The sequence below is a fragment of the Aureispira anguillae genome (genome assembly GCF_026000115.1).
In the GTDB taxonomy this organism is placed as follows: Bacteria; Bacteroidota; Bacteroidia; order Chitinophagales; family Saprospiraceae; genus Aureispira; species Aureispira anguillae.
Genome location: NZ_AP026867.1, coordinates 5225728 through 5249145, shown reverse-complemented (window position 1 = coordinate 5249145; position 23418 = coordinate 5225728). Strand labels below are relative to the sequence as shown.

General features: G+C 36.2%; 13 protein-coding genes. 8 read left to right on the top strand and 5 right to left on the bottom strand.

Features of this window, described 5'->3' with window-relative positions; all coding sequences use genetic code 11:
* Positions 1-401: 401 nt before the first annotated feature.
* On the bottom strand, positions 402-1757 hold the full coding sequence (locus AsAng_RS20500) for a sigma-54-dependent transcriptional regulator (protein WP_264788974.1): 1356 nt from the start codon (positions 1755-1757) through the stop codon (positions 402-404).
* A gap of 317 nt (positions 1758-2074) precedes the next feature.
* Between AsAng_RS20500 and AsAng_RS20495 the strand changes: the two genes are divergently transcribed.
* Positions 2075-7261, top strand: a complete 5187-nt coding sequence (locus tag AsAng_RS20495) for a PAS domain S-box protein (protein ID WP_264788973.1) — start codon at positions 2075-2077, stop codon at positions 7259-7261.
* Positions 7262-7311: 50 nt separating this feature from the next.
* Here AsAng_RS20495 and AsAng_RS20490 read toward each other — a convergent pair whose 3' ends face one another.
* The 3 genes from AsAng_RS20490 to AsAng_RS20480 all read right to left on the bottom strand — a co-directional run bounded on the left by AsAng_RS20490 (position 7312) and on the right by AsAng_RS20480 (position 10103).
* On the bottom strand, positions 7312-8094 hold the full coding sequence (locus tag AsAng_RS20490) for a sugar phosphate isomerase/epimerase family protein (protein WP_264788972.1): 783 nt from the start codon (positions 8092-8094) through the stop codon (positions 7312-7314).
* 29 nt (positions 8095-8123) lie between these two features.
* The gene (locus AsAng_RS20485) at positions 8124-9098 is read right to left on the bottom strand and encodes an alpha/beta hydrolase (RefSeq protein WP_264788971.1); all 975 of its coding nucleotides are present in this window, start codon (positions 9096-9098) and stop codon (positions 8124-8126) included.
* A 276-nt stretch (positions 9099-9374) separates the two neighbouring features.
* Complete coding sequence (locus AsAng_RS20480; protein WP_264788970.1) at positions 9375-10103, bottom strand: carbon-nitrogen hydrolase family protein; 729 nt, start codon at positions 10101-10103, stop codon at positions 9375-9377.
* Between the two features lie 176 nt (positions 10104-10279).
* Here AsAng_RS20480 and AsAng_RS20475 point away from each other — a divergent pair, with 176 nt between their 5' ends.
* The 4 genes from AsAng_RS20475 (at position 10280) to secDF (ending at position 15601) form a co-directional block, all read left to right on the top strand.
* A complete protein-coding gene (locus AsAng_RS20475; protein ID WP_264788969.1) occupies positions 10280-10579 on the top strand; it encodes a hypothetical protein in 300 nt (99 codons plus the stop codon).
* A 3-nt stretch (positions 10580-10582) separates the two neighbouring features.
* A complete protein-coding gene (gene murB / locus AsAng_RS20470) occupies positions 10583-11578 on the top strand; it encodes a UDP-N-acetylmuramate dehydrogenase (RefSeq protein ID WP_264788968.1) in 996 nt (331 codons plus the stop codon).
* A gap of 117 nt (positions 11579-11695) precedes the next feature.
* Positions 11696-12094 (top strand): hypothetical protein, encoded by a 399-nt coding sequence (locus AsAng_RS20465; RefSeq protein WP_264788967.1) that lies wholly within the window; start codon positions 11696-11698, stop codon positions 12092-12094.
* Positions 12095-12466: 372 nt separating this feature from the next.
* On the top strand, positions 12467-15601 hold the full coding sequence (gene secDF, locus AsAng_RS20460; RefSeq protein WP_264788966.1) for a protein translocase subunit SecDF: 3135 nt from the start codon (positions 12467-12469) through the stop codon (positions 15599-15601).
* Positions 15602-15695: 94 nt separating this feature from the next.
* Here the strand turns inward: secDF and AsAng_RS20455 are convergent, their stop codons facing one another.
* Positions 15696-18500: a fused MFS/spermidine synthase gene (locus AsAng_RS20455; protein WP_264788965.1), complete on the bottom strand. Its 2805-nt coding sequence runs from the start codon at positions 18498-18500 to the stop codon at positions 15696-15698.
* Between the two features lie 696 nt (positions 18501-19196).
* Here AsAng_RS20455 and AsAng_RS20450 point away from each other — a divergent pair.
* The 3 genes from AsAng_RS20450 to pbpC all read left to right on the top strand — a co-directional run bounded on the left by AsAng_RS20450 (position 19197) and on the right by pbpC (position 23352).
* On the top strand, positions 19197-19856 hold the full coding sequence (locus AsAng_RS20450) for a sterol desaturase family protein (protein WP_264788964.1): 660 nt from the start codon (positions 19197-19199) through the stop codon (positions 19854-19856).
* A gap of 127 nt (positions 19857-19983) precedes the next feature.
* Positions 19984-20718 carry a class I SAM-dependent methyltransferase gene (locus tag AsAng_RS20445; protein ID WP_264788963.1) on the top strand — a complete coding sequence of 245 codons (735 nt, stop codon included), beginning with the start codon at positions 19984-19986 and terminating at the stop codon, positions 20716-20718.
* Between the two features lie 231 nt (positions 20719-20949).
* The gene (gene pbpC, locus AsAng_RS20440; RefSeq protein WP_264788962.1) at positions 20950-23352 is read left to right on the top strand and encodes a penicillin-binding protein 1C; all 2403 of its coding nucleotides are present in this window, start codon (positions 20950-20952) and stop codon (positions 23350-23352) included.
* The last annotated feature ends 66 nt before the right edge of the window (positions 23353-23418 follow it).

The window sequence follows — 23418 nt, the reverse complement described above, 5'->3', positions numbered from 1 at the left end:
TTTTATGTATATTGGGTAGGTGAATTTGATCTATGAGGTAGACAGTGGTGTTTATTTCATAGACAATAGAAGGAAAATGAACGATAGAAATTATAGAATGGAGGATTTTATCCTAAAAAGTCAAGTGAATTTAGCGATTCGGCACTTAAAAGGCATTTTTTTACTTAAAAGACAATACCGCACCTTAAATTTTTTTTCTTTGTAAAGAATCTATCTCGTTTTATCTCCAAACTGCTAAATTTATTTTTTAGTTTTTTATGATGGAACTTTGGTTGCTGGAATAGGCTGTATTAAACGGAGAGACAAAGCGTTGTATTAGCGATGAGAGCGAGTTTCTTATCGATCCAAAAATAAAACGGATTGTCCCTTTATTTGGATTTGTTTTGTTTAGTTATGAAAGGCTAACCAATTGTAGAATCTTCTTTTAATAGCTTATAAATAGTAGAGCGACCAATTTCTAATTTTTTTGAAATGAGCGTAACGTCATTATTATATTTTTCGAGGTAATAATGAATTATTTTTTTGGTATAATCCCTTATTGTCATTTCTCCATCTAACAAGCTAAAATTTTTGGCTCTATTGCGAAGTTGCAAATGTTCTTTTTTTATTTGTTTCTCATCAGATAAGACCATAGCGAGTTCTATGATTGACTTTAGTTCTCTAACATTCCCAGGGAATTGGTGATTAAGCAACAAGTCTTTGGCTTCTTGAGATAACGTTTTAGTGGCGACATTATTAGATTTGGCATAACTGCGTAGAAAATGTTTTGCGAGCACAAGCACATCATTTCCTCTTTTTCTTAAAGGAGGCAATTCTATAGAGAGGCCCAATAAACGGTAGTATAAATCTTCTCTAAACTTGCCATTATGCACTTCATCAAATAAGTTCTTATGGGTTGCGGTAATTATTCTAGCATCAAATTTTATGGTTTCATTTCCACCAATGCGAGTAATTTCTTGTTCTTGTAAGGCACGCAGTAATTTTGCTTGCAAGGGAAGGTCTAGATCTCCAATTTCGTCTAAAAACAATGTTCCTCCATTGGCTAATTCAAATTTACCAGCTTTAGTTGTTATAGCGCCAGTAAAAGCACCTTTTTCGTGTCCGAATAGTTCACTTTCAATTAATTCCTTAGGAATGGCAGCCATGTTGACCGCAACAAAGCGTTTTTTTCTTCGGGATGAATTATAATGAATACTTTTGGCAATGACCTCTTTACCCGTGCCAGTTTCGCCTGTAATAGAAACAATGATATTACTCTTTGCAGCTTTTTCTGTCAGTTTGCATACTGCTTTCATAGAGGGGCTTTGCCCTATTATATCACTAGAGTTAAATTGTTTAGCAAGTTGTTCTCGTAAGACCCCAACTTCCTTTTTTAGTTGGATATTTTGTTTTAGTAATTCGACGGAGCTTCTCAAACGCTCCTTCATGCCTGTGTCTTTGGTTATATAATCATTAGCGCCCTGTTTGAGTAGGTCGATTGCTGTGCTAATATTTTTTTGCCCAGAAAGAACGATTACTCTAATTTCGGGATTAAATTGTTTTATTTTCTCAAGGACTTCAGCTCCACCTAGATCAGGTAGGTTATAATCTAAAGAGATTAATTGAGGCTGTAAATAGAGGTGGTCTAGACACTCCTGACCTGTTGCAAAAGTATGAACTTCATGCTCGGGATTAGATTCCATAACATACTTAATAATACGTTGTTGCATGGGATCATCCTCAACTACAAAAATTCGAAGGCTACGACTATATTCCATTAAAGCGTTATTTTGATAATACAGAAGATTAACTATCTAGACCAATTGTTATAAAAACTGCTGTTAAAATAATATCCAATATACCGCTTTTTGACAAAAAAATATAAAAAACATCATTTGGTTAAAACTAAAGATTATAAATTATAGCAGAAAAAGCGTTAATTTTAGTGTACTAAGTTGTCTCCAAACTTAATGGGACTTAAGTAAGTTTTTTTGCTAATCGTATCGGTTCTAAAGAACATCGTTTTATCAGGGGGTTAGCTAGGCTGCTATTGGGTGGCAATTAAAGAATGAAGAATTATAATTAGCATAGAGCAATGGATGAGCATACCTCAAATATAAATACCAATAATTTTAGACAAGCAGCAGAACAACAATGGAAATTGAAGTCTGAATTGGAAGAAATGCCCAACGATCCTGCTATTTTACAACACTTACTGAAAGAAGCCCAAATTCAACTAATAGAGCTCCAGTTAAAAAATGAGGCGTTGGCTCAAAAAAAAGAACTGCTTAAAGAGGCGGTTGAAATTGCTCAAATTGGTATTTGGGAACTAGATGTCAGCACCAAAAAAATAAATTGGAATCCCATTATAGAGAACAATCAACAAAGTTTTATACTAAGTATTGAAGAAGCCCTAGATTTTTATAAAACAGGAGAGAGCCGAGAAAAAATCATTGGTTTTGTTAATAGGGCTATAGAAACGGGAGAAGGATATGAGTTAGAGATGCCATTTATAAGCCAAGAAGGAAAAGAAATTTGGGGAAGGGTAATTTGTAAAAGCGAAATGCAGGGGAAGGAGTGTCGGCGTTTATTAGGGATATTTCAAAATATAACCGAACGCAAGGTCGTTGCAGAACAATTGGCCAATCAGGAAGGCATTTTGTCTTCGATCTTAGATACCTTACCCATTGCTGTTTTTGTAAAAAATATAAAGGAAGACTATAAATTTTTGCTTTGCAACAAACAAGCAGAAGAAACCTTAGGAATTCCTGCTAGTGATTGTATTGGAAAAACGGATTACGATATTTTTTCCAGAGAAGAGGCAGATCGATTTCGAAAAACAGATCTTAAAGTGAGTCAACAGGATGGAGTCGTCACGATTCCTGAAGAAATGCTCCAATATGGAGATAAAAAAAGAACCTTACATACTCAAAAAGCTGTTGTTCGAAATGCGGCTGGTGAACCTTGTTTTTTAGTTGGGGTGGCAGAAGATGTTACCAAAAAGAAGGAATCTGAACGATTATTAAGAGAAACCAATAAAAAATTCCAAGCTATATTTAATGGCTCTAATGATGCGGTATTGTTGTATACTGAAGGGGCTTTTTTTGATTGCAATCCCAAGACCTTAGAGATGTTCGAAATAGAGGACAAAGCTATTTTTAAAACCATGCATGTTTCTGCTTTGTCTCCAGAGTTTCAGCCTGATGGAACTTCTTCTTTTGAGGCGGCCAATGAGCGAATAGAATATGCGCTCAAACATGGTTCTTGTCGTTTTTATTGGCTGCACAAGCGATGTACAGGGCGGTTGTTTCATGCTGAAGTTTCTCTTTCTGCTATTTTTTATGGCAACGAACGGGTCGTTCAGGCAGTAGTAAGGGATATAACAGAAGAAAAAGAAGCCGAAAAGGCCTTGCAAACTTCCAAGGATCAACTAGAAACACTTTTTGAGTTGTCACCTGATTTTATGCTAAAAAGTAGAATTAGCGACTTAAAATTGGTGGATGTGAATCAGCGAGCTTGTGAGTTTTATGGCTATACAAAAACAGAGTTTTTGGAGCTGAATTTACTAGATGTTGAAATGACACCTATTGAGGATTTGTTTAATGGAATTAGTTACGATCAATTGCCTATAGGGGAAGTTTTGGAAATAGAAGGGATGCATCGCAAAAAGGATGGAACTACTTTTCCTGTCTTTATGCGTATTTGCAAATTGGACAATCAACATGAATTGACTGTAATCACAGATATTACAGAACGAAAGAAAAGAGATGCCGAACTCAAAAAATTATCGTTAGTAGCTCAAAAAACGGATAATGCAGTCATTATCTTGGATGAAAATACCGCAATAGAGTGGGTAAATGAAGGATTTGAAAAAATGACAGGATATAGTTTTGAAGAATCTATTGGTTGTCAGTTGAGTACATTGCTGAAGGCAACAGGCGTTGATGCAGCTTTTGAGGAAAAACTAAAAATTAATGCCCATCAGAACAAATCTTCTCTGTACGAAATACCAGGCTACAAAAAAAATAAACAACTCTATTGGCGTTCGACCTCTATCACTCCTTTTGTGGATAGTGATGGTTTGCTGAAATACATTGTTATAGAGAGTGATATAACAGAACAAAAAAGAATTGCGAATGTATTAGAAGAACGGGAAGAACTTGCCAAAGCCAAAGAATTGATAGAACTGAGTGAGAAGCGTTTGAATGAAGCGCAACGAATTGCTAATGTTGGTTATTGGGAGCTGAACTTGTTGACAGGGGAGGAGGTCTGGTCTGAACAACTGTATGATATTTTTGAGCTGTCTCCCGATGATGTACGCCCTAGTGAAAAAAGCTTTTTGGATAATTTGCACCCTGAAGACCGAGAAAGGGCGCATCAGTCTTATTTGCAATTGGTGCGTACTCAAAAACCTTATCACATTACTTATCGTCTTCTATTGCGCAATGGTAAAATAAAATATGTTAGTGAACGCTGTTATGCAGAGTTTGACGAATATGGAGACCCTTGGCGTTCGATTGGTACCATTCAGGATATTACAGAACAAAAAAAGGGAGAGGAAAACCTTAAAAAATCAATTAAAGAGATTCAGGATCTAAAATATGCGCTAGATCACTCTGCTATGGTGCTGACCATTAATAAGGATGCCCAGATTATTACTGCTAATGTTAATTTTTGTAAGGTATCACAATATAAAGAGGCAGAATTGGTGGGAAACTACTTTCGTATGACGGACTCTAACTATCATTCTAAGTGGTTTCTAAAAAAAATATGGGCTACCTTGGAGCGAGGAGAAGTTTGGAAGGGAGAGTTAAAAAACAAGGCAAAGGATAATACTTATTATTGGGTAGATGCTGCGATTATTCCTTTTATGGATGAACAGGGAGAACCTGCTCAGTTTGTTGTAATTCAAAGGAATATTACAGAAAAAAAATATTTGGAGGAAGAATTAGAACGGAATAACGAAGCTGAATTTGCAAAACTGTACCAACAACAAAAAATACATATTGCAGAGATAGAAGAAAGAGGGGCAGAATTAGATCGCTTTTTTAATTTGTCAATGGATATGATTTCGGTTGTTACCCCCGATGGTTATATCAAACGTATTAACCCTGCTTTCTCAAAAGCTTTAGGCTATACAGAAGAAGAGCTTTTTTCTAAGCCCTTATTGGATCTAATCCACCCTGAAGATTTGAAAGGTACCAGAAATCAGTTTACTCGATTGATGGAGGGGGACGATATTATGAACATTGAAAATAGGTGTCGTACCAAGAACAATGAATATCGTTGGATGTCTTGGAGAATTGTGTTGGATAAAGAGCGGCAATTGATCTATTCGATTGCTAGAGATATAACCGAAGAAAAAATAGCAACAAAAAGAATTGAGGATTTGACTTATACGCTCAATCAAACAGCTATTGTTATGATTGTTAGTAGGGATGAAAAAATTCTTTCTGTTAACGATAAGTTTTGTGAAATATCAGGTTATCACAGAGAGGAAGTAATAGGGCAACATCATGAAATATTAGACTCTTTTCATCATTCTGAGTCGTTTTGGATTGATCTGAGAGAAACCATACAATCAGGGAAAATTTGGCAGGGAGAAATTAAAGAGCGAGCCAAGGATGGCTCTTATTATTGGACCTATACTTCTAGCGTTCCCTTTTTGGACCAAGATGATGAACCGTTTCAGTATATTGTCATTCAGGCAGATATAACAGATCGAAAAAAATTAGAAGAGGAGTTGAGAGAAGCCAAGGAAGAAGCCGTTAAAACTTCTAAAATAAAGGAGGATTTCTTAGCCAATATGAGCCATGAAATTCGAACTCCTATGAGTGGAGTTTTGGGCTTTTCTAGGTTGTTGCTGCAAACGACAATGAATCCTACCCAACGAAATTACGCACAGTCTATTTATAGTTCTGCAGAGAATTTGTTAGTGGTTGTTAATGATATTTTAGATGTGTCTAAAATTGAATCGGGGAAATTTGAACTGGATGAAATTAAGTTTGATTTAAAGAAGCGAATCGAAGATAGTTTGAACATCCTAAAAGTTACTATTCAGAATAAAAAACTAGAATTAATTATTGATATAGATGAGCGAGTTCCTACCGAAATTATAGGAGCGCCCGATCGTTTGGCACAAATTTTAATTAATCTGATTGGTAATGCGGTTAAGTTTACTAAAAAAGGCTTTATCCATCTTAACATATTCAAAAGGGGATCTTATTTGTTGTTTGAAGTAAAAGATACTGGGATTGGAATTCCTCAGAATAAATTGGATGCTATTTTTGAAAGCTTTACCCAAGCAGAGAGTTATACGACACGAGAATATGGCGGAACAGGCTTGGGGCTGAGTATTTGCAAAAAATTGGTTGAGTTGATGGGAGGACGTATTGGGGTAGAAAGTGAGTTGGGTAAAGGCTCTACTTTCTATTTCACATTGCCTCTAAAACAGAACCGTGCATTGGATAAAATCAAAGAGGATGAAGAAAAACACAAGTTTGAGCTTCAATCTACTTCAACTACTGCCCTTAAAATATTGATTGTTGAGGATAATTTAGTGAATCAGGAGTTGGCGTTGATTTACCTCAATATGTTGAATTGTGATTGTGATGTAGTTAGTAATGGGGAGGAAGCCATCCAAAAATTAATGCATCAAAATTATGATCTAATTTTAATGGATATTCAAATGCCCAAAATGGATGGTATTGCTGCCACCTTAGAGATTAGAAAAACAAATACGGTAACGCCTATTATAGCAATGTCGGCGCATGCCTTGAGCAAAGAAAAAGAAAAATGCCTCGCTATTGGCATGAACGATTATATTGCCAAGCCGTTCAAAATTGAGGAACTACAAACTATGATTATCAAATATACCCAACGTGAAATTAAAAAAATAGAAAAAGCAGAAGAACCCTCAACAGCAACTCCAACAATTACTAAGACATCTAATTTAATGCTTGGCAACTTGTTGGAGGTAACCGATGGAGATCAAGAATTAGCCAAGGAGTTATTACTTATTTTTAGAGAAGAATTGTTGAAATTTGCCAATAATATGCAATTGGCTTTTCAAAACAACAATACGGAAGTAATTCCTAAGCACATTCATAAAATGAAACCCAATTTTGAACTCTTGCAATTAATAGATTGGTATCAACTAGGGGAACAAATGAGCGAATTGGCAATGGAAAATGCTCCACTAATGGACATTAAAAACTTGTACAAAGAGATCGAAGCAATGCTGCCTTTATTATTAGCGCAAATTGAGGAAAAAGTGGGATAATTGCAGCAAAAAAAAGAACCATTAGTTCTATTGCATTATTTATTTAAATTTCAAAAACCAAGTTGACGCAAAGCCACTAATGAGGCAAGGTAATCCTCCCGTTGGGCTACTTCTATCACTAAGTAGGGAGGGGCAGGAAGCTGCCGTATCGCTTCAAAAAAATGACTAAAATCAACGTTTCCTTTGGTGAATGCAATGTGTTGATCTATTCGCCCATTGTTGCTGTGCAAATGAATATAGGACAAGTGGCTTTGATAGCCTTTTACCCAGCTAATTGGCTTGTTTTGTGCCTGTGTAAAACAATGGCTATGTCCTGTGTCATAACAGGTTTTAAAATTAGGGTGGCTGAGCTGATCTAGAATGCTGCCTATATAGGTATAATCTTCTTCTCTTGTATTTTCTAGATGCAAAACGAGTTGATGTTGTTCTATTTTAGGAATAAACGATCGCCAAAAGTCAACCTGTTTTTTTACCCAAATTTCCTTGTACCCAGGACGTTGAGAATGTAAGTAATTGGTGTGAAAAACTAATTTTTTTATCCCTAGTTCGATGGCAATGTCTAAGGATTGATTGATTCTAAAACGAGTTACTGCTACAATTTTGGGCTCTCTGGCAGTCATGGACAAATCGTAAAAAGCCCCGTGCATGGTTACAGGTTGCGAAAAATCCTTCAACATTGTTTTATAAGCCTGAATTTGCGCTTGCAAGTTGTCGTTTTCTAAACTGGAAGGATAGGAAAAATAAGACAATTCAATGCCTACTCCCTGCTGTTCTAGGCGTTGGAGAACTTCTGGGGTAACATTGGCGACCGAAACTAAAATTGGAATATTCATAATTAGAAAGAGATTTAGCAGGGACTTAATTAGTTTTTCTTATGCATCCAGTTCGCTAGATCTTCTATTAAGCGATCTGCTTCTTTTAATCTAGGAGCCATGTTCCAAAAAGTATGAAACATTCCTTGGTAAACCATTGTGGTTGTTTGAGTGCCCTGAGTTTGGATGTCTTCGGATAATTTTTTGGTTTGATCCAGCAAAATTTCGGTATCTCCTATACTGATAAAGGTAGGCGGTAAAGAAGGAATATTTTGCGCATCAAAACGTAATGGATATTTTTCTAAAGGGATGGCACCATTTAGATAAGTATGGTAACAGGCAACAACAAATTCTCGGTTGCCAACATCATTTTTTGAATTGAATTGAATGGAACCTTTTTGAGCGAGAGGATCAACCCAAGGAGAAATTAAAATACAGCCTTTAAGCCTTTTTGAAAGGCTACAATTAAGATTTTTGATGGCAGAAAGTGCTAATGCTGCACCAGCAGAATCACCAGCGATAAATGGGGTGCTATTGGGATACTTGGTTAAAACATACTGAACAAAAGCACTGGCAAATTGATGGGCAGCAGGGTAGGTCTTTTCGGGAGCAGTTGGGTAAAAAGGGGTTAATACTAAAGCGGCTGTTTTTAAAGCCAATCGACTACTAAATTCAACGATTGCCTTTGGAGACCCTGTGACATATCCTCCTCCATGAAAGTAAATGATTAGTTTTTGTGGTGCATTAGCAATAGGAGCAATTTTTAGATAAGAACCAACCTTACTATCTACCGCATCAATAGATACTTTTTCGGCAAAAATAGGTTTAGGGCTATAGCTCTTAGATAAATTTTTTAACCAAGCAAGCCCATATTTATTGGAGGATAACAGCGTCAATCTAGTTGTTGCCCATAATAGTTCAGTCTTTAGGGGCCAATCTGCTCGTTTTTTTATACCCAAGAGCCTTTTTCCTCCAATCAGAAAAATAAGCCCAAACATTTTAGTGATGTATTTTGTCGTATTCATAGTCGCTCTTTGAGAACTCAATCGTGTGGTAAATGCTAAAAAAGGGTAAGCCTTCAACTATTTTAGCTTCGTTGCTACTGTTTTTTTAGAAGAAAATTATAGATAGTAAGTCGTATGTCCTGTATTTACAGGAACTAAGCAAGCGACTTACTATCTATAACTTATAACAAAAGTAGTAATAAGCAGGCAAAATAGTTTTCTATTTCACAAAATTAGCTTCGCTGCTACTGCGTGGTTACTGCGTGAGCCTACGGGTTGTCAAAGAACCTTCATCGTTTATAACGTTACTGCAATTCCTTTTTTGCTAATGGTGTCATAAATTAACAAGCCTTCTGATTGTGCATCCAGTTGCCCCATTAAGGTTCCATCGGTTTCCCAAATAGCAGAACAGCCCCTGCTGTCAAAGGTATCCGATTTTCCAATGGCATTAGCCAAAAGAACAAGCATAGCCTGTTGTTTTGCAAGCTTGGGATAGTGCAAAATCGCTTTGTTAATACCTTGTTGAGATTTAGCTACACTGGCAAGGTAACATTGGGCTCCTAAACTGCTGGCATGCGTCGCATGTTCTATTTGTAGCGACTCATAACAAATAGCAGGAGCAATTTTAAAATCGTCGATATTCAATACCAATTGCTTTTTGCCAGCAACAAAATAAGGAAACTCATCGGGATGTAATTGTTGTTTGGAATAACACTGTCTAGCTCGATTGGCTTGAAAAATAAGAAGGCTAATTAAAATTCCTCGTTCAGATTGAATGGGAACACCAATCCCTATCGTAATTTTATATTGATTGCTCAATTCTTGGAAGACATCAAAGCGGGGATCGTTAGCTGTTGTTGCTAATTTTTTTGCCAATGTAGGTTCATAATTAGTAATAGAAAGTTCTGGAAAAAAAATAGCATCTACCTGATTTTTTATGGCAAGCCGAACCCACCTGATGTGATGGTTAATATTAGCGGCTATATCTCCTTTGATGGATTGTATTTGGGCAGCACTAATTCTCATTGTATTTGGATGGATTGTGAATGATGGAAAAAATTAAACAACATCAATATCTTATTAAGAAAATCTATGGACCTACTTGGTACGCAATTTAACAATAGATTATTAGGACAGATTACATACATTGTTGTACTTTTGCATTTCTATAAAAGACTATATTTATTGAATCATAACCTGCTATGCAAGATACATTAATCACAATAACAATCGTAACCTTTGGTTTTTTATTATTAGCCAATGTGTTTTTTCGAGTAAAGACGTTTAGAACATTTAAAAAACTAGCAGAACAAGGCGTTGCTTTTAGTAAAGAGCATGTTTTGAATAAAGAACGTTTAGAAAAAGAAGTGTTACTAAAGTACCCTCAACACAAAGATTTGATATTGTCACATGTAGGCAGTATGAAATTGTCCATGCGTATCTCAATGCTTTGTATGCTTGTGTTGACTATTTGTGGAGGAGTCTTAATGTATTATCGCTAAATTATGAAAAGAAAGATTTCTTTGAAAGAACTGCATACCTTTGGTTTGGAGGTCTGTGCAACGGACTATTGTGCCATTCATTCTGAAAAACAATTAAGGGAAGCATTGCCACTTACAAGCCCCTTTTTTATTTTGGGAGGAGGAAGCAATATCCTATTTACCAAAAGCTTTGAAGGTCTAGTGGTACACAATCAAATCAAAGGCATTGAATTGGTAGAAGAGAATGCAACCAATGTTTGGATTCGTGTCGGAGGGGGAGAGGTTTGGCATGAGTTGGTTTTGTGGTCTATTGAACAAGGATATGCTGGGCTTGAGAATCTATCCTTGATTCCTGGGTCTGTGGGGGCTGCTCCTATTCAGAATATTGGAGCGTATGGAGTAGAGTTAAAAGATGTCTTTCATCATTTAGAAGCCATTGATTTGGCAACAGGTCAAACGCAATTTTTTAGTTTGGAAGACTGTGAGTTTGGTTATCGAGATAGCATTTTTAAACGAGCGATGAAAGGCAAATGTTTGATTACAAGAGTTATTTTACGTTTGTCTAAAGAACCTGTTTTTAACACTTCTTATGGAGCCATTCAGCAAATCTTAGCCGCCACCAATGCTCCTGTCTCTATTCGAGCAATTAGTGATGCCATTATCCAAATTCGAACCCAGAAATTACCCGATCCAAAAAAAATTGGCAATTCTGGCTCCTTTTTTAAGAACCCAATCATCGACAAGGCACTTTGCGAAAAATTACAAAAAAAATACCCTAAAATGCCCGTTTATCCAATGGGAAAGGAAGCTAAGAAATTGGCTGCGGGCTGGTTGATTGACCAACTAGGCTGGAAAGGCTATCGAGAAGGAGATGCAGGCGTACATACTCAACAAGCATTGGTACTGGTTAATTATGGAAAAGCTACAGGACAAGAAATTTGGAATTTAGCACAAAAAATTCAAGCTTCTGTTTGGGCAAATTTTGGGGTAAAATTAGAAGCAGAAGTAAATATCTTGTAGTAAATCAACAACTTTAGGGCTTTAAGAAGGCTATGAATAGTTATTTTTATTAACTTTGCCCAATTGCTTTAGGTTAGAGCCTTAGGTTTTTCTAAAATTAAAAAATATTTATTCACCATGAACAAGACGTTTGCACGACTCTTTGTAGCGATTATTGCCATAGCAGGCTTGGTCACGTCGCAGTTTTGGTCTTGTTCTACGGCTCAGAGTATTACTTTTGTTAGCCCCCAGATACAAAGTGATGCTGCTCCTAGTGGAGAGACAGTGTTGTTGTTTAAGCTGTTGACTCCTATGATGCCTGACGATGGGCAACAGATTACCAAAAACAATCCTACTGATGCTAAAGATAGCGACAAGAACTTACCTTGGATTGCGTTATCTCAACATAGAACAGAGGCAACTTTTGAAACACTCAACTTTACTCAAAATGTTAGCCCATATTCGTTTAAAGAAAACAAGGCATACACACAATGTTATGCCCTCAGCACACCTAGTCGGGGACCTCCTCATTGCTAACTTTTATACGCCAGCGATTGCTAAATCGCATTCATTATAAACCTGTTCATGAATAAATGCGTTTGTTTTTGTTTTAATTAGAACAAAAGAGACAGCTCTAATAGTTTGATTTTTAGTATTGAAGTTGTTTTTAATGCTAGGATGAGAAAATAGATTGTTGGAGCTGTGCATTGTGTTTATTGGTTAAACCAAGTATTTCATGAGCGAATTGTTAAATCATACTTAAAAAAATCTATATTTGCAGTCAATTTGTCTAGCGCTAAGTAGTTAGCACTAAACAAATGGAAGCAATAGCGCAGTAGTTTAGTTGTAAAAAAGAGACAATTTTATCTACTGTATAGAACCAATTTTTAAGACAAATTATAAAAAGTGATGCAAGGAAAAGCACTGATTAAATTTTTTACAGGTGTAGCACTATTGGTAGTTGCCTATCAATTTTTGCTCTGGTTTCCAACAAATAGCGTAGAATCTAACGCTAGCCAGTATGCAGCAGCAGCAGTAGCACAAGAAGCTGATTCAAATATAAAAGAAGAACGCAGAGATTCTTTTCGTAATGCTTATCTAGATTCGGTTTCTAATAAGACAGTATTTAGTATACCATTTGTTAAAGAATATAACTACCAAGAATTAAAACAACAACAAATCGCTTGGGGATTGGACCTTCAAGGAGGTATGAGTGTTGTTATGCAGGTAGATTTGAAAGAGCTAATTATTGCCTTGTCTGGTGATAGCCGCAATCCAGAGTTTTTGAAATCTTTGGATGAAGCAAAAACAGCACAACAGTCAGCTCAAACTGATTATGTGACTTTGTTTGGAGAGCGTTATGCTGCTAATTCTGACCGCCCATTGGCTCGTTTGTTTTCAGTAAGTGAGCGTCTAAAAGATGAGGTAACAATTGAATCAACAGATGCACAAGTATTGGCTGCTATTCGCAAGATTGCTGGAGAAACAGTAGAAAGTACTTACAATCTATTGAAGCAACGTATTGACCGCTTTGGTGTGGCTCAACCAATCGTATCATTGGATAAAAGTACCGATAGAATTACAGTTGAGTTGCCAGGTGTTCGTAACCCTAAGCGTGCTAGAAAATATTTGCAAGCAACAGCAAACTTAGAGTTCTGGGAATTGCACCAAAATGTAGACATCCAAAATGAGTTGATTGCATTAAATGAAACTTTAAAAGAGCAAAAGAAGTTAGCAGAAACATTAAATGATACTACTTCTGCTCCTGTTGAAGAAACGCCTGAGACTACATCAGATTCTAGCGATTTGGCTGGAGATTCTACCTTGAGTGATCTAGGAGACTTAGACAATGGTGATTTAGCAGCGGATTCTGTTGATATGGGTCCTTTATTTACATTATTGCAACCTGTTATTGCTCGTAGCAATGCAGATCGTTCAGGTGTAATTGGTTATGCTGAGTTGGCAAACGTTCCTGGAGTAGAGGCTATTCTAAAGAGTGAAGATGCTAAAAAGGCATTGGGAGGAAAGGCTAGATCAGTACGTTTTGTATGGGATGCCAAATCTTTTGAAGGAACAGACGGCAAAAATTATATTGCTTTATATGCTTTAAATACAAAAGGAAGAAAGAACTCTAAATTGAGTGGAGAGCGTGTGATTCAATCGTACCCAACTCCTAATCCAACGGGTAGAGGTTTTGCGGTTTCATTGAGTATGGATCAAGAGGGAGCAAGAGTTTGGAAAAAAATGACAACAGATAACGTTGGTCGTCAAGTAGCGGTTGTTTTGGATAACAAAGTTTACTCTGCACCCAATGTAAATGAGCCGATTCCAAATGGAAATACTTCTATTTCTGGTGGTTTTGATAACGTTACAGAGGCAAAAGACCTTGCTAATATTTTGAGTATTGGTAAATTGCCTGCAAAACCTGAAATTATTGAGGAAGCTGTTGTTGGTCCTTCTTTGGGAGCGGCTACTGTTTCTGCTGGTATTTGGTCATTAGTTGGCGGTTTTGTTTTGGTATTGTTATACATGTTGGGTTATTATGCAATGGCGGGTGTAATCGCTGTAATTGCTTTGTTCTTAAACGTATTCTTTATCTTTGGTTCTTTGGCTTCTTTTGGTACTGTATTAACGTTACCTGGTATTGCGGGTATCGTTTTGACCATTGGTATGGCAGTAGATGCCAACGTAATTATCTTTGAGCGTATTCGTGAAGAATTGAGAGGAGGAGAAGGTTGGAAAGAGGCAATAACCAAAGGTTTTAGCCATTCTTACTCTGCTATTTTGGATGCCAACATTACAACCTTGATCGTAGCAGGTATTTTGTACAACTTTGGGCTTGGACCAATCAAAGGTTTTGCAACAGTATTGATTATAGGGGTTGTTTGTTCTGTATTCTCTGCGGTACTTATTGGGCGTATGCTTTTTGACTCTTATATGGAGAAAAACAAAGAGGTTACTGTATGGGCAAATTGGTCTAAAAATGTTTTAGCAAATCCTGGTATTAACTTCGTATCTAAACGTAAAATGGCTTATGCTATTTCTGGTGTAGTGTTGACCCTAGGTATTATTTCAATTGTTAGTACAGGTTTTGAGCTAGGGGTTGATTTACAAGGGGGACGTTCTTATACGGTTCAGTTTGCTGGTGATGTAGATGTTACTGCATTTAAAAAAGAAATTGAAACTTCTTTTGCTACAGTAGGATTGGATGAAGAGAATGTAAACAAAACCGTTGTTCGAGAATTTAGTAAGTCTACTCAAGCTAAAATTACAACTTCTTTCCTTCAAAAGAATACAGAGATCAATGCAGACTCTATTATTCTATTCAAGGTATACGAAGCAGCAAAAGCATATTCTAGCAATGACATTAGCTATGCTAATTTTGCCGCTGGAGAACCCGTAGAAGGTGGTGCAGCTGGTGCATTCTACCTAAGTGCTTCTTCTAAAGTAGGTCCTACTATTGCGGATGATATTCGCAATTCAGCAGGTTGGGCAGCAGGTTTGTCATTAATCTTTATTTTCTTGTATATTTTCTTGCGATTTAATAGATGGCAATACAGTGCAGGTGCTTTAGCAGCATTGGTACATGATGTTTTATTTGTCTTGTCTATTTTCTCTATTTTCAAAGGAATTCTACCGTTCTCTTTAGAAATTGATCAAGCATTTATTGCGGCTATTTTGACCGTAATTGGTTATTCTATTAACGATACAGTGGTTGTATTTGACCGTATTCGTGAGGTAGGTAGAGATATGCAAGATAAAGCTAGCTTTGAAGAAATTGTAAACATTGCTGTTAACAATACCATCAGCCGTACTTGTATTACCTCTTTAACTACATTGTTGGTAGTTTTGATCTTGTTCTTGTTTGGAGGTTCTGGTATTAGTGGCTTTGCTTTTGCATTGTTGATTGGTATCTTAGTGGGTACTTATTCTTCTATTTTTATTGCGACACCAGTTGTGGTAGATACAACAGGAAATAGCAATATTTTTGATGCACCAGTTGTAGAGGAAGTGGTTGCAGAAGAAGATGCTCCAGAAGCTTAATAAAATATAGATTTAGTAATTAACTAAATAAGCTTGAAAAAGCTAAAAAAAGGTAAGTCTTTTCAGACTTACCTTTTTTATTTAATAGTTATCGTTATTGGATGGCATTCAAGAAACTAATTGCGGTTTGATCTTGGGGGTTGAGAGACAATGCTTTTTCTAAATTGGTTCTAGAAGCGGTCATATCCCCTAAATAGTAATAGCATAATCCTCGCATTGTAAAAGCATCAGAATAGCCATCCATCTTTTTTATTGCAAGGTTAAAGTAGTCCAATGCTTTTCTATACTTCTTCTGTTGAAAATGATACTCTCCAATACTCTTAGCAGCGACAGCAATATTATTATTGTTTTCAGGATGATTCTCATCAACTACCTTTTGGAAAAAGGTTAACATCTTATCAATTTGTTGCTCTTGCATTGCAAAATGTGCTTGCAGATAAGCTATTCTAGAGCTAAGGTAGCGTTGGTTGGATTCATAGTTGATATAATCCTTATTAACAGTAATGGTATTTTTTGAACCTATTATTTCTGCCTTGTTTTTATTATAATTTTGATATAGATGAAGTAGATTGACAAAAAAGCTAGTTCGACCTTTAATAATATCTTTATTGCGTTCTAAGTTATAATCATATTCTATAACTGGCGTATTCAAGGTATTATAAAGAGGAGTATTGTCCGAAGAATCTAAATTAGGACCAATATAATAAGCCATTACCTCTTGAGGGGTAAAAATGTGACTATCGTATAAATCTTGGCTAATATTGGGATCGTTGAAGTTGGCGACAATACGATCATGTTTTAGGGCTGTAGGCTCTAAGGAAGACATGATGTACAGGTTCTTACGAATGAGGAACAATTCAGAATGAGGAAATACAGCTTGGGTTGTTTTAAGTATCGTTTTAAAATGTTTATTGGGTATTTCGGTAGTGATCCATTGTATAAAAATACCTTTGGGGTTTAGATGTTCTTTGCATACTTGATAGTAATCTTTGGATAACATAGTTGTATTAGATCTATTTAATATGCCAAATTTGCCATCAGAAGAGATTACGTCGTATTTTTTGTCTGAATAATTAAGGTGCGAGAATATATCATCAATATAGATGCTAACTTTAGGATTGTCTTGCAGACCACCATTAGAGGTTTTAAAATAGTCTAGGGCATCCATGACACTTGGAACAATTTCGACTACATCCAGTTGTTCTACTTCAGGATGTTTGAGAATAGATCCAACAGTAGATCCACTTGCTAAACCTACCGCTAGTACATTTTTAATGGGTTTATCCGTAAAAAAAGGCAAGTGGGCAATTGTGCTTTCTTTCGCTTTAAACGCCTCAGAGGCAATGGTAACGCCATCGATGCTAAGTGATTGGTAGGTATTGTGCTGATTGTAAACCTTTACTGTAGCCATTACTCCTTCTTTATAAAAAATAGGTTTATCAGAATAAGCGTCTTCATTAACATTTTCTAAAGAAGCTAGGACATTATTAGATTGAGTAAGCATTAGTACAGCTACAAAAATAGAAGTAGACATTAACAGCAGTGCATTTTTCTTAGGGGTATTCGACAGCAAGATATAGTAAAGTGCAATCAATAAATTTACGCCTGCTAAGAGATATAAGGTCCACTTAATACTGCCTAATAAGGGGATAAGCACAAAAATAGGAATTAAAGCACCCAATATATTCCCAAAAGTGTTGACCACATAGATTTGGCTAATCGCCTCGCCCGATTTTACCTGCTTGTTGTCATAGTATAACTCCGATAAGAGCGGGAAAGTCATGCCCATGAGTATAGATGGAATCAAAAAAACGAGAATTGATAGGGTTAAATTAAGCCCTATATTATGATACCAAATGGGAGTATCTGAATTATTAGTTTGCATAAACCAATTTGAAAACGTGTCTGTATATGCAAAAGCATAAAATAGATAAATAATTAACAAACTTGCGATGGCCAAAAAGTATTGAAAAATAGCAACTGTTAAGAGCTTGTTTTTTAGCTGTTTGATATAGGATAATGAAAAGCTTCCCAGTGCAATTCCTAGGAGAAAAATAAACAAAATAATAGAAAAGGTATACGTACTATTATTCGAAATGTAATTCAGACAACGAATCCATAATACTTCGTAAGAAATAGCAATAAAACCCGTTAGAAAGGAGGTAGCTAGAATGATCTGAGATAGACGATTGTTGTCAGCTGAGGGAGTGTGATCCGAAGTAGCAGGTTGAGCTTCAGGAATAGAATGATGTGTGGAATTGTTTTTAGCTGCAATATAAATGGCAAAAATTCCAATAATTAAGTTGAGAATTATTGCAATAAATACAGAACCATTAACCCCAAAATTCTTAATAAAAAAAAAGCCAGCAACAAATGAAGCAATCGCCGCTCCAAGTGCATTGATGCCATAAAAATGACCAATTGTTTTTCTAAAGGTATGATTGCCTTTAGAGAAGTAATTGATTAAAAGGGGAAGTGTTGCCCCCATTGCTGTTGTTGGTACCGCTAGAATTAGGAAGGTAAGGAGCGTATTGATAATTAGTTTTATATAATTGAATTCAACAGAAGGTGCTCCAACTAAAGAAAACAAAACTTTACTGTAAGGCAATAAAAGTAGCAATAGTATACCATACAAACCAATTGATATTTCTAAATATCCATAGTATTGTAGTTCGTTTTTGATTTTTTTCTTAGCTAATCGCTTGCCAATCCACCAAGCACCAATTAATAAACCCGCCATAAAAGTAGCAACAATAATACTGATGGATAGAATACTACTACCTAGTAACAATTTAAATTGTCTTGTCCATAGAACTTGATAGATTAAGCCTGAAAAGCCCGAAATAAAAAATAGAAAGCTAATCAGTAAATATTGGGTAGAAGTAGCGTTTTTAGACATAGGAGTTTTTCTTAGTTAGAAACAATTTTGTACTAGAAATGATCGGTTTGTTTATAGTTTGAATATGAGCTTGGGTTAAAAAGGTAACCAGTTGGGGCAAGAAATTGCCCTAAGTTTGGTGCTGTGGAAGATGAAGGCCTTGCCCTCACTTTGAGATTTGGTTAAGCTTTTTGTGATTTTTTATAGTTGCGGCCAAAGAAGTCCACTTAGACGAAACTCACGACGTTTTTTTTATATCATATCGATGTTTTTTACAAACCGAAAATTACTTTTATTTGTATAAATCAAAAATAAAAAAAAAAAAATATGGAGCAGCTACCCTTGCGAAGTAATATGAAATAGGAGGTATTTAAACGGTATTTTTTTATTTTTTGTCAACTTTTTGCACGGCAACCTTGTCAAAATCTACTTGCATAAACGAGTAAAGATTCAATATTTATTCTAGGCTAGGCGAAACAAGATTAAAAAAATGATTAAAAATGCCTATCTTTGCCCCACCCAAAACGCTATTTTATCTGTTATATACAGTAGGATGGTTTTTTGGCGGGAGAAAGCACTATATACTAAAAAACATAAGAAGAGAATGTAGCGCATCAATAAATAGAATGACCCAAAAACAAATTTATTGATTGCTTTAAAAATCTTCTTTTTTCTTCATAAGAAGCAACTTAATTGCTTCATTAAAAGATAAAAAACATGAAAGGAAACGATCAATTTGTATCAGCAAAGGATGAATCTCCAAGAATGTTTGAAAATGATATTTTAGATTATTTTTCAAGAGCGCACCCAATCATGGTGCCCATTGTGTTTGTACCTATCGTACTTTATTTTCTTTATTCCAGTTTTATGGTTCATGATGTTACCGTATTGACCTTTATAGGGCTTTTTGTATCGGGAATTATTATTTGGACTTTGTTTGAGTATTTTTTACATCGCTATTTATTCCACTTGCAGATCGATACGGATTGGGGAAGAAGAATGCATTTTATGATTCATGGTTGTCATCACGATTATCCCAATGATTCTATGCGTTTGGTTATTCCTACTGGAGCTAGTTTGGCATTGGCTGTACTCATGTACTGGTTTTTCTATTTCTTTATTGTTTATTTATTAGGAGGAACAATAGGAACCTTACACGCCTTTTTTGCATCCTTTGTTACAGGTTATATTATCTACGACATGATGCATTATGCTTCGCATTATGCCAAATGGAAAAGCAAATGGTTTAGAGATATTCAAAAAAATCATTTGGATCATCATTATGTAGATCATGACAAAGGATTTGGATTAAGTAATGTTTTTTGGGATAGAGTGTTTGGTACTGCTCAAGATAGTATCAAGAAAAATAAAAAGTAAAACGAACTGTTTTGCAAAGGAAAACGCTTCTGAAAATATTTTCAGAAGCGTTTTTTTGTAAGGAGAATAAGACCAGTTGAGCAACCATTATTTTTAATTACTTCTAACTGTTTTCTATATTTGCATTATGAAAGAACTTGAGTTTAAAGAAATTGACCACATTGGGGGGGAAACCTTAGATGTTATTAGCGATGCTGATAAGTTTAATCAATGGACCTATGATACAATTGAACCCTATTGTAAAGGTAAAATATTAGAGATAGGGAGCGGTGTGGGTAATATATCTCAATTTTTCTTACAAGCAGAAGCTTCTATTTTACTCTCTGACATTCGCCAAGTATATTGTGATGAATTACAAAAGAAGTTTGGAGATGCCCCTAGTTTAGCAGGGATTGAATTATTGGATTTGGTGGTTCCTGATTTTGACCAACGGTTTGCGCATTTATTGGGAACATTTGATACTGTTTTTTCTTTGAATGTAGTAGAACACATTTACGATGATACACTGGCCATCAAAAATTGCAAAAAACTGCTTAAAAAGGGAGGACATCTTATTATTTTAGTTCCTTCGTTTCAATGGTTATACAATGGTTTGGATAAGGATTTGGATCATTATCGCCGTTATAACAAAAAATCATTGGCGGCTTTGTTTGATCAAAATGAACTGACCATTATCCGCAAGCAATATTTTAATTTTATGGGTATTTTTGCTTGGTTTATTTCAGGAAAACTGCAAAAAAACAATACCATTCCAGGCAAACAAATGCGTTTGTACAATATGTTTGTTCCTCTGTTTAGATGGATAGACAAGCTAGTTTTTCGTCGTGCTGGATTATCTACGATTGTTGTGGGCAAAAAATAGCCTTTCTCTATTACAGTAGGTTTAAATTTTAGCCTGTTCAAGAAAAAACAAGTATGCGTAACTTGAATATAAAATTTTAAACCTGTACTTATCTTACCAAATACTTGTTATTGGCTGCCAAATAATAAAGTGTAATTGTTTTGTTTGTTTAGGGCTTGGTGTTTGAACCATCGTAAAGTATTTTAATGAAAAGAGACAGAAATACGATTGGGGATTATTAATATCGCTACCATGAAAGGAATTAAACAACACAAACGGAAATTATTAGGAGGAGGGATTATATTGTTAATAGGCTATTATTTTTGTCTACCTGCTACACTCTTTTTAAATCCGACTTCTACCGTTTTATTTGACAAAAACGGCGCTTTGTTAGGAGCTAAAATTGCTAGAGATGGACAGTGGCGATTTCCACACAACGATTCGGTTCCTTACAAATTTAAAAAAGCAATAATAGCCTTTGAGGACAAGCGATTTGAACAACATTGGGGCATTGATATATGGGCAATTCTTAGAGCCATTCGACTCAATACGCAGCAAGGACGCCGAGTAAGTGGTGGCAGCACACTTACGATGCAGACCTTGAGAATGGCAAGAAACAATCCCGATAGGACAGTTGTTGAAAAAATTAAAGAGGCATTATTGGCTACTCGTTTAGAATGGTCGTATTCCAAGTCTGATATTTTGGGGCTTTATGCCTCCAATGCGCCTTTTGGAGGGAACGTAGTGGGGCTGGATGCCGCAGCATGGAAATATTTTGGACGAAGTGCTCAACAGTTGTCATGGGCAGAATCTTGTATGCTGGCTGTATTGCCCAATAGTCCTAGTTTGATTCACTTGGGACGAAATCGAAAAAAACTCAAAAAAAAGCGAGATTGGTTATTGGACAAATTATATAATAATGGCGAAATGGATAGCCTTACTTGTTCTTTAGCAAAGCTTGAAAACTTGCCGCAAAAGCCTAAGCCACTTCCTCGTTTAAGTCCTCATTTACTAGAACGGGTGCACAAAGAATTAGTGTTAAGTGGCAACAGCAATGGCATTATTCATTCTACCATAGATCTTAGTGTACAAACACAAATTAATGCCATTTTGAATCGACATTATCAGGTACTAAAATCAAACGAAATATACAATGCCGCAGCGCTAGTCATCGAAGTTGAAACAGGCGATGTTGTCGCTTATACTGGTAATGTGCCTCAGGCTTCTGTAGAGCATAGCCCTGCGGTAGATATTATCACAGCACCCAGAAGTAGCGGCTCTATTCTTAAGCCCTTTTTGTATGCTGCTATGCTCCACGATGGAGAAATGACCTCTAGTACCTTATTTCCTGATATTCCATCTCATTTTGGAGGTTATACTCCTATGAATTACGATGAGAGCTATTCGGGGGCTGTTAAAGCCAATCGAGTCATTACAAAGTCGCTCAATATTCCTTCTGTTTACATGCTAAAAAGATATGGAATGATGCGTTTTGCGGATAAATTGAGACGATTGGGGATGACAACCCTAAAATATTCTGCTAAGCATTATGGTTTGACACTAATTTTGGGAGGAGCCGAAGCGAGTCTATGGGACTTGGGGGCTATGTATTCAGGAATGGCTCGCAACCTGAACAATGTCTATGCTTATAATGGCTGGTATGATCCCAATAATTTTAGAAAGCTTAATTATTTAAATGCTAATTCTAAAGGAAGGTTGACGATGGAAGAACAAAACGTATTGCAAAAAAGTACTCCTCTGTCTGCTGCTGCGATTTGGCATACTTTTGAAGCAATGCAGGAAGTGGTACGCCCCAATGAGGATGTGTTTTGGAAAAGCTTTCCTTCTGCGGATAGGGTAGCATGGAAAACAGGAACTAGTTTTGGTTTTAGAGATGCCTGGGCAGTGGGGTGCACCCCAGAATATGTGGTTGCGATTTGGGTGGGCAACGCAGACGGGGAAGGGCGTCCTGGTTTGGTTGGAGTACATGCCGCAGCACCGATTTTATTCGATGCTTTTCGTATTTTAAATACAGATAAAACTTGGTTTGAACAACCTTATGATGAACTGTTGGAATTGTCTATTTGTAAGCAGAGTGGGCATATTGCTTCTGAATATTGTACAGATGTTGTAAAACGTTATGAGCCTAAGAGTAGCTCCAAATCAAAAGTTTGCCCTTATCACAAACGCATCCATCTATCAAAAGATCAGTTTCATCAAGTACATAGTGATTGTGAATGGCCCATGAATATGGTATCGGCTAATTACTTTGTGTTGCCACCTGCCCAAAGTTGGTATTACCAAAAGAAACATCCTAGCTATAAAATCGTACCTTCTTATAGAAGCGATTGCAAAACGAGCCTAGAAAATAGGCAAAAAAAGAGGATGGCTTTGATTTACCCTGAGGCAAATATGAAGATTTATGTACCGACCAATTTGGACGAAACCAAGAGTAGGACGGTTTTTGAAGCCAAGCATAGTGATGTTCATGCACAGCTTTTTTGGCACTTGGATAATAGTTATATTGGGCAAACCCAAGAGTTGCATTATATGGAGCTTAATCCAACCCCTGGAAAACATACCATTACAATTGTAGATGAAGATGGGGAGTCCATTCGTCGAGAATTTGTGATTATTGCTGGTGAGGAAAAATAAAAATGTATTTTGTGTTGATAATGTTGGTTTTATGGTTTTTGGTGTTTACCTTGTACTAGGTAAAAA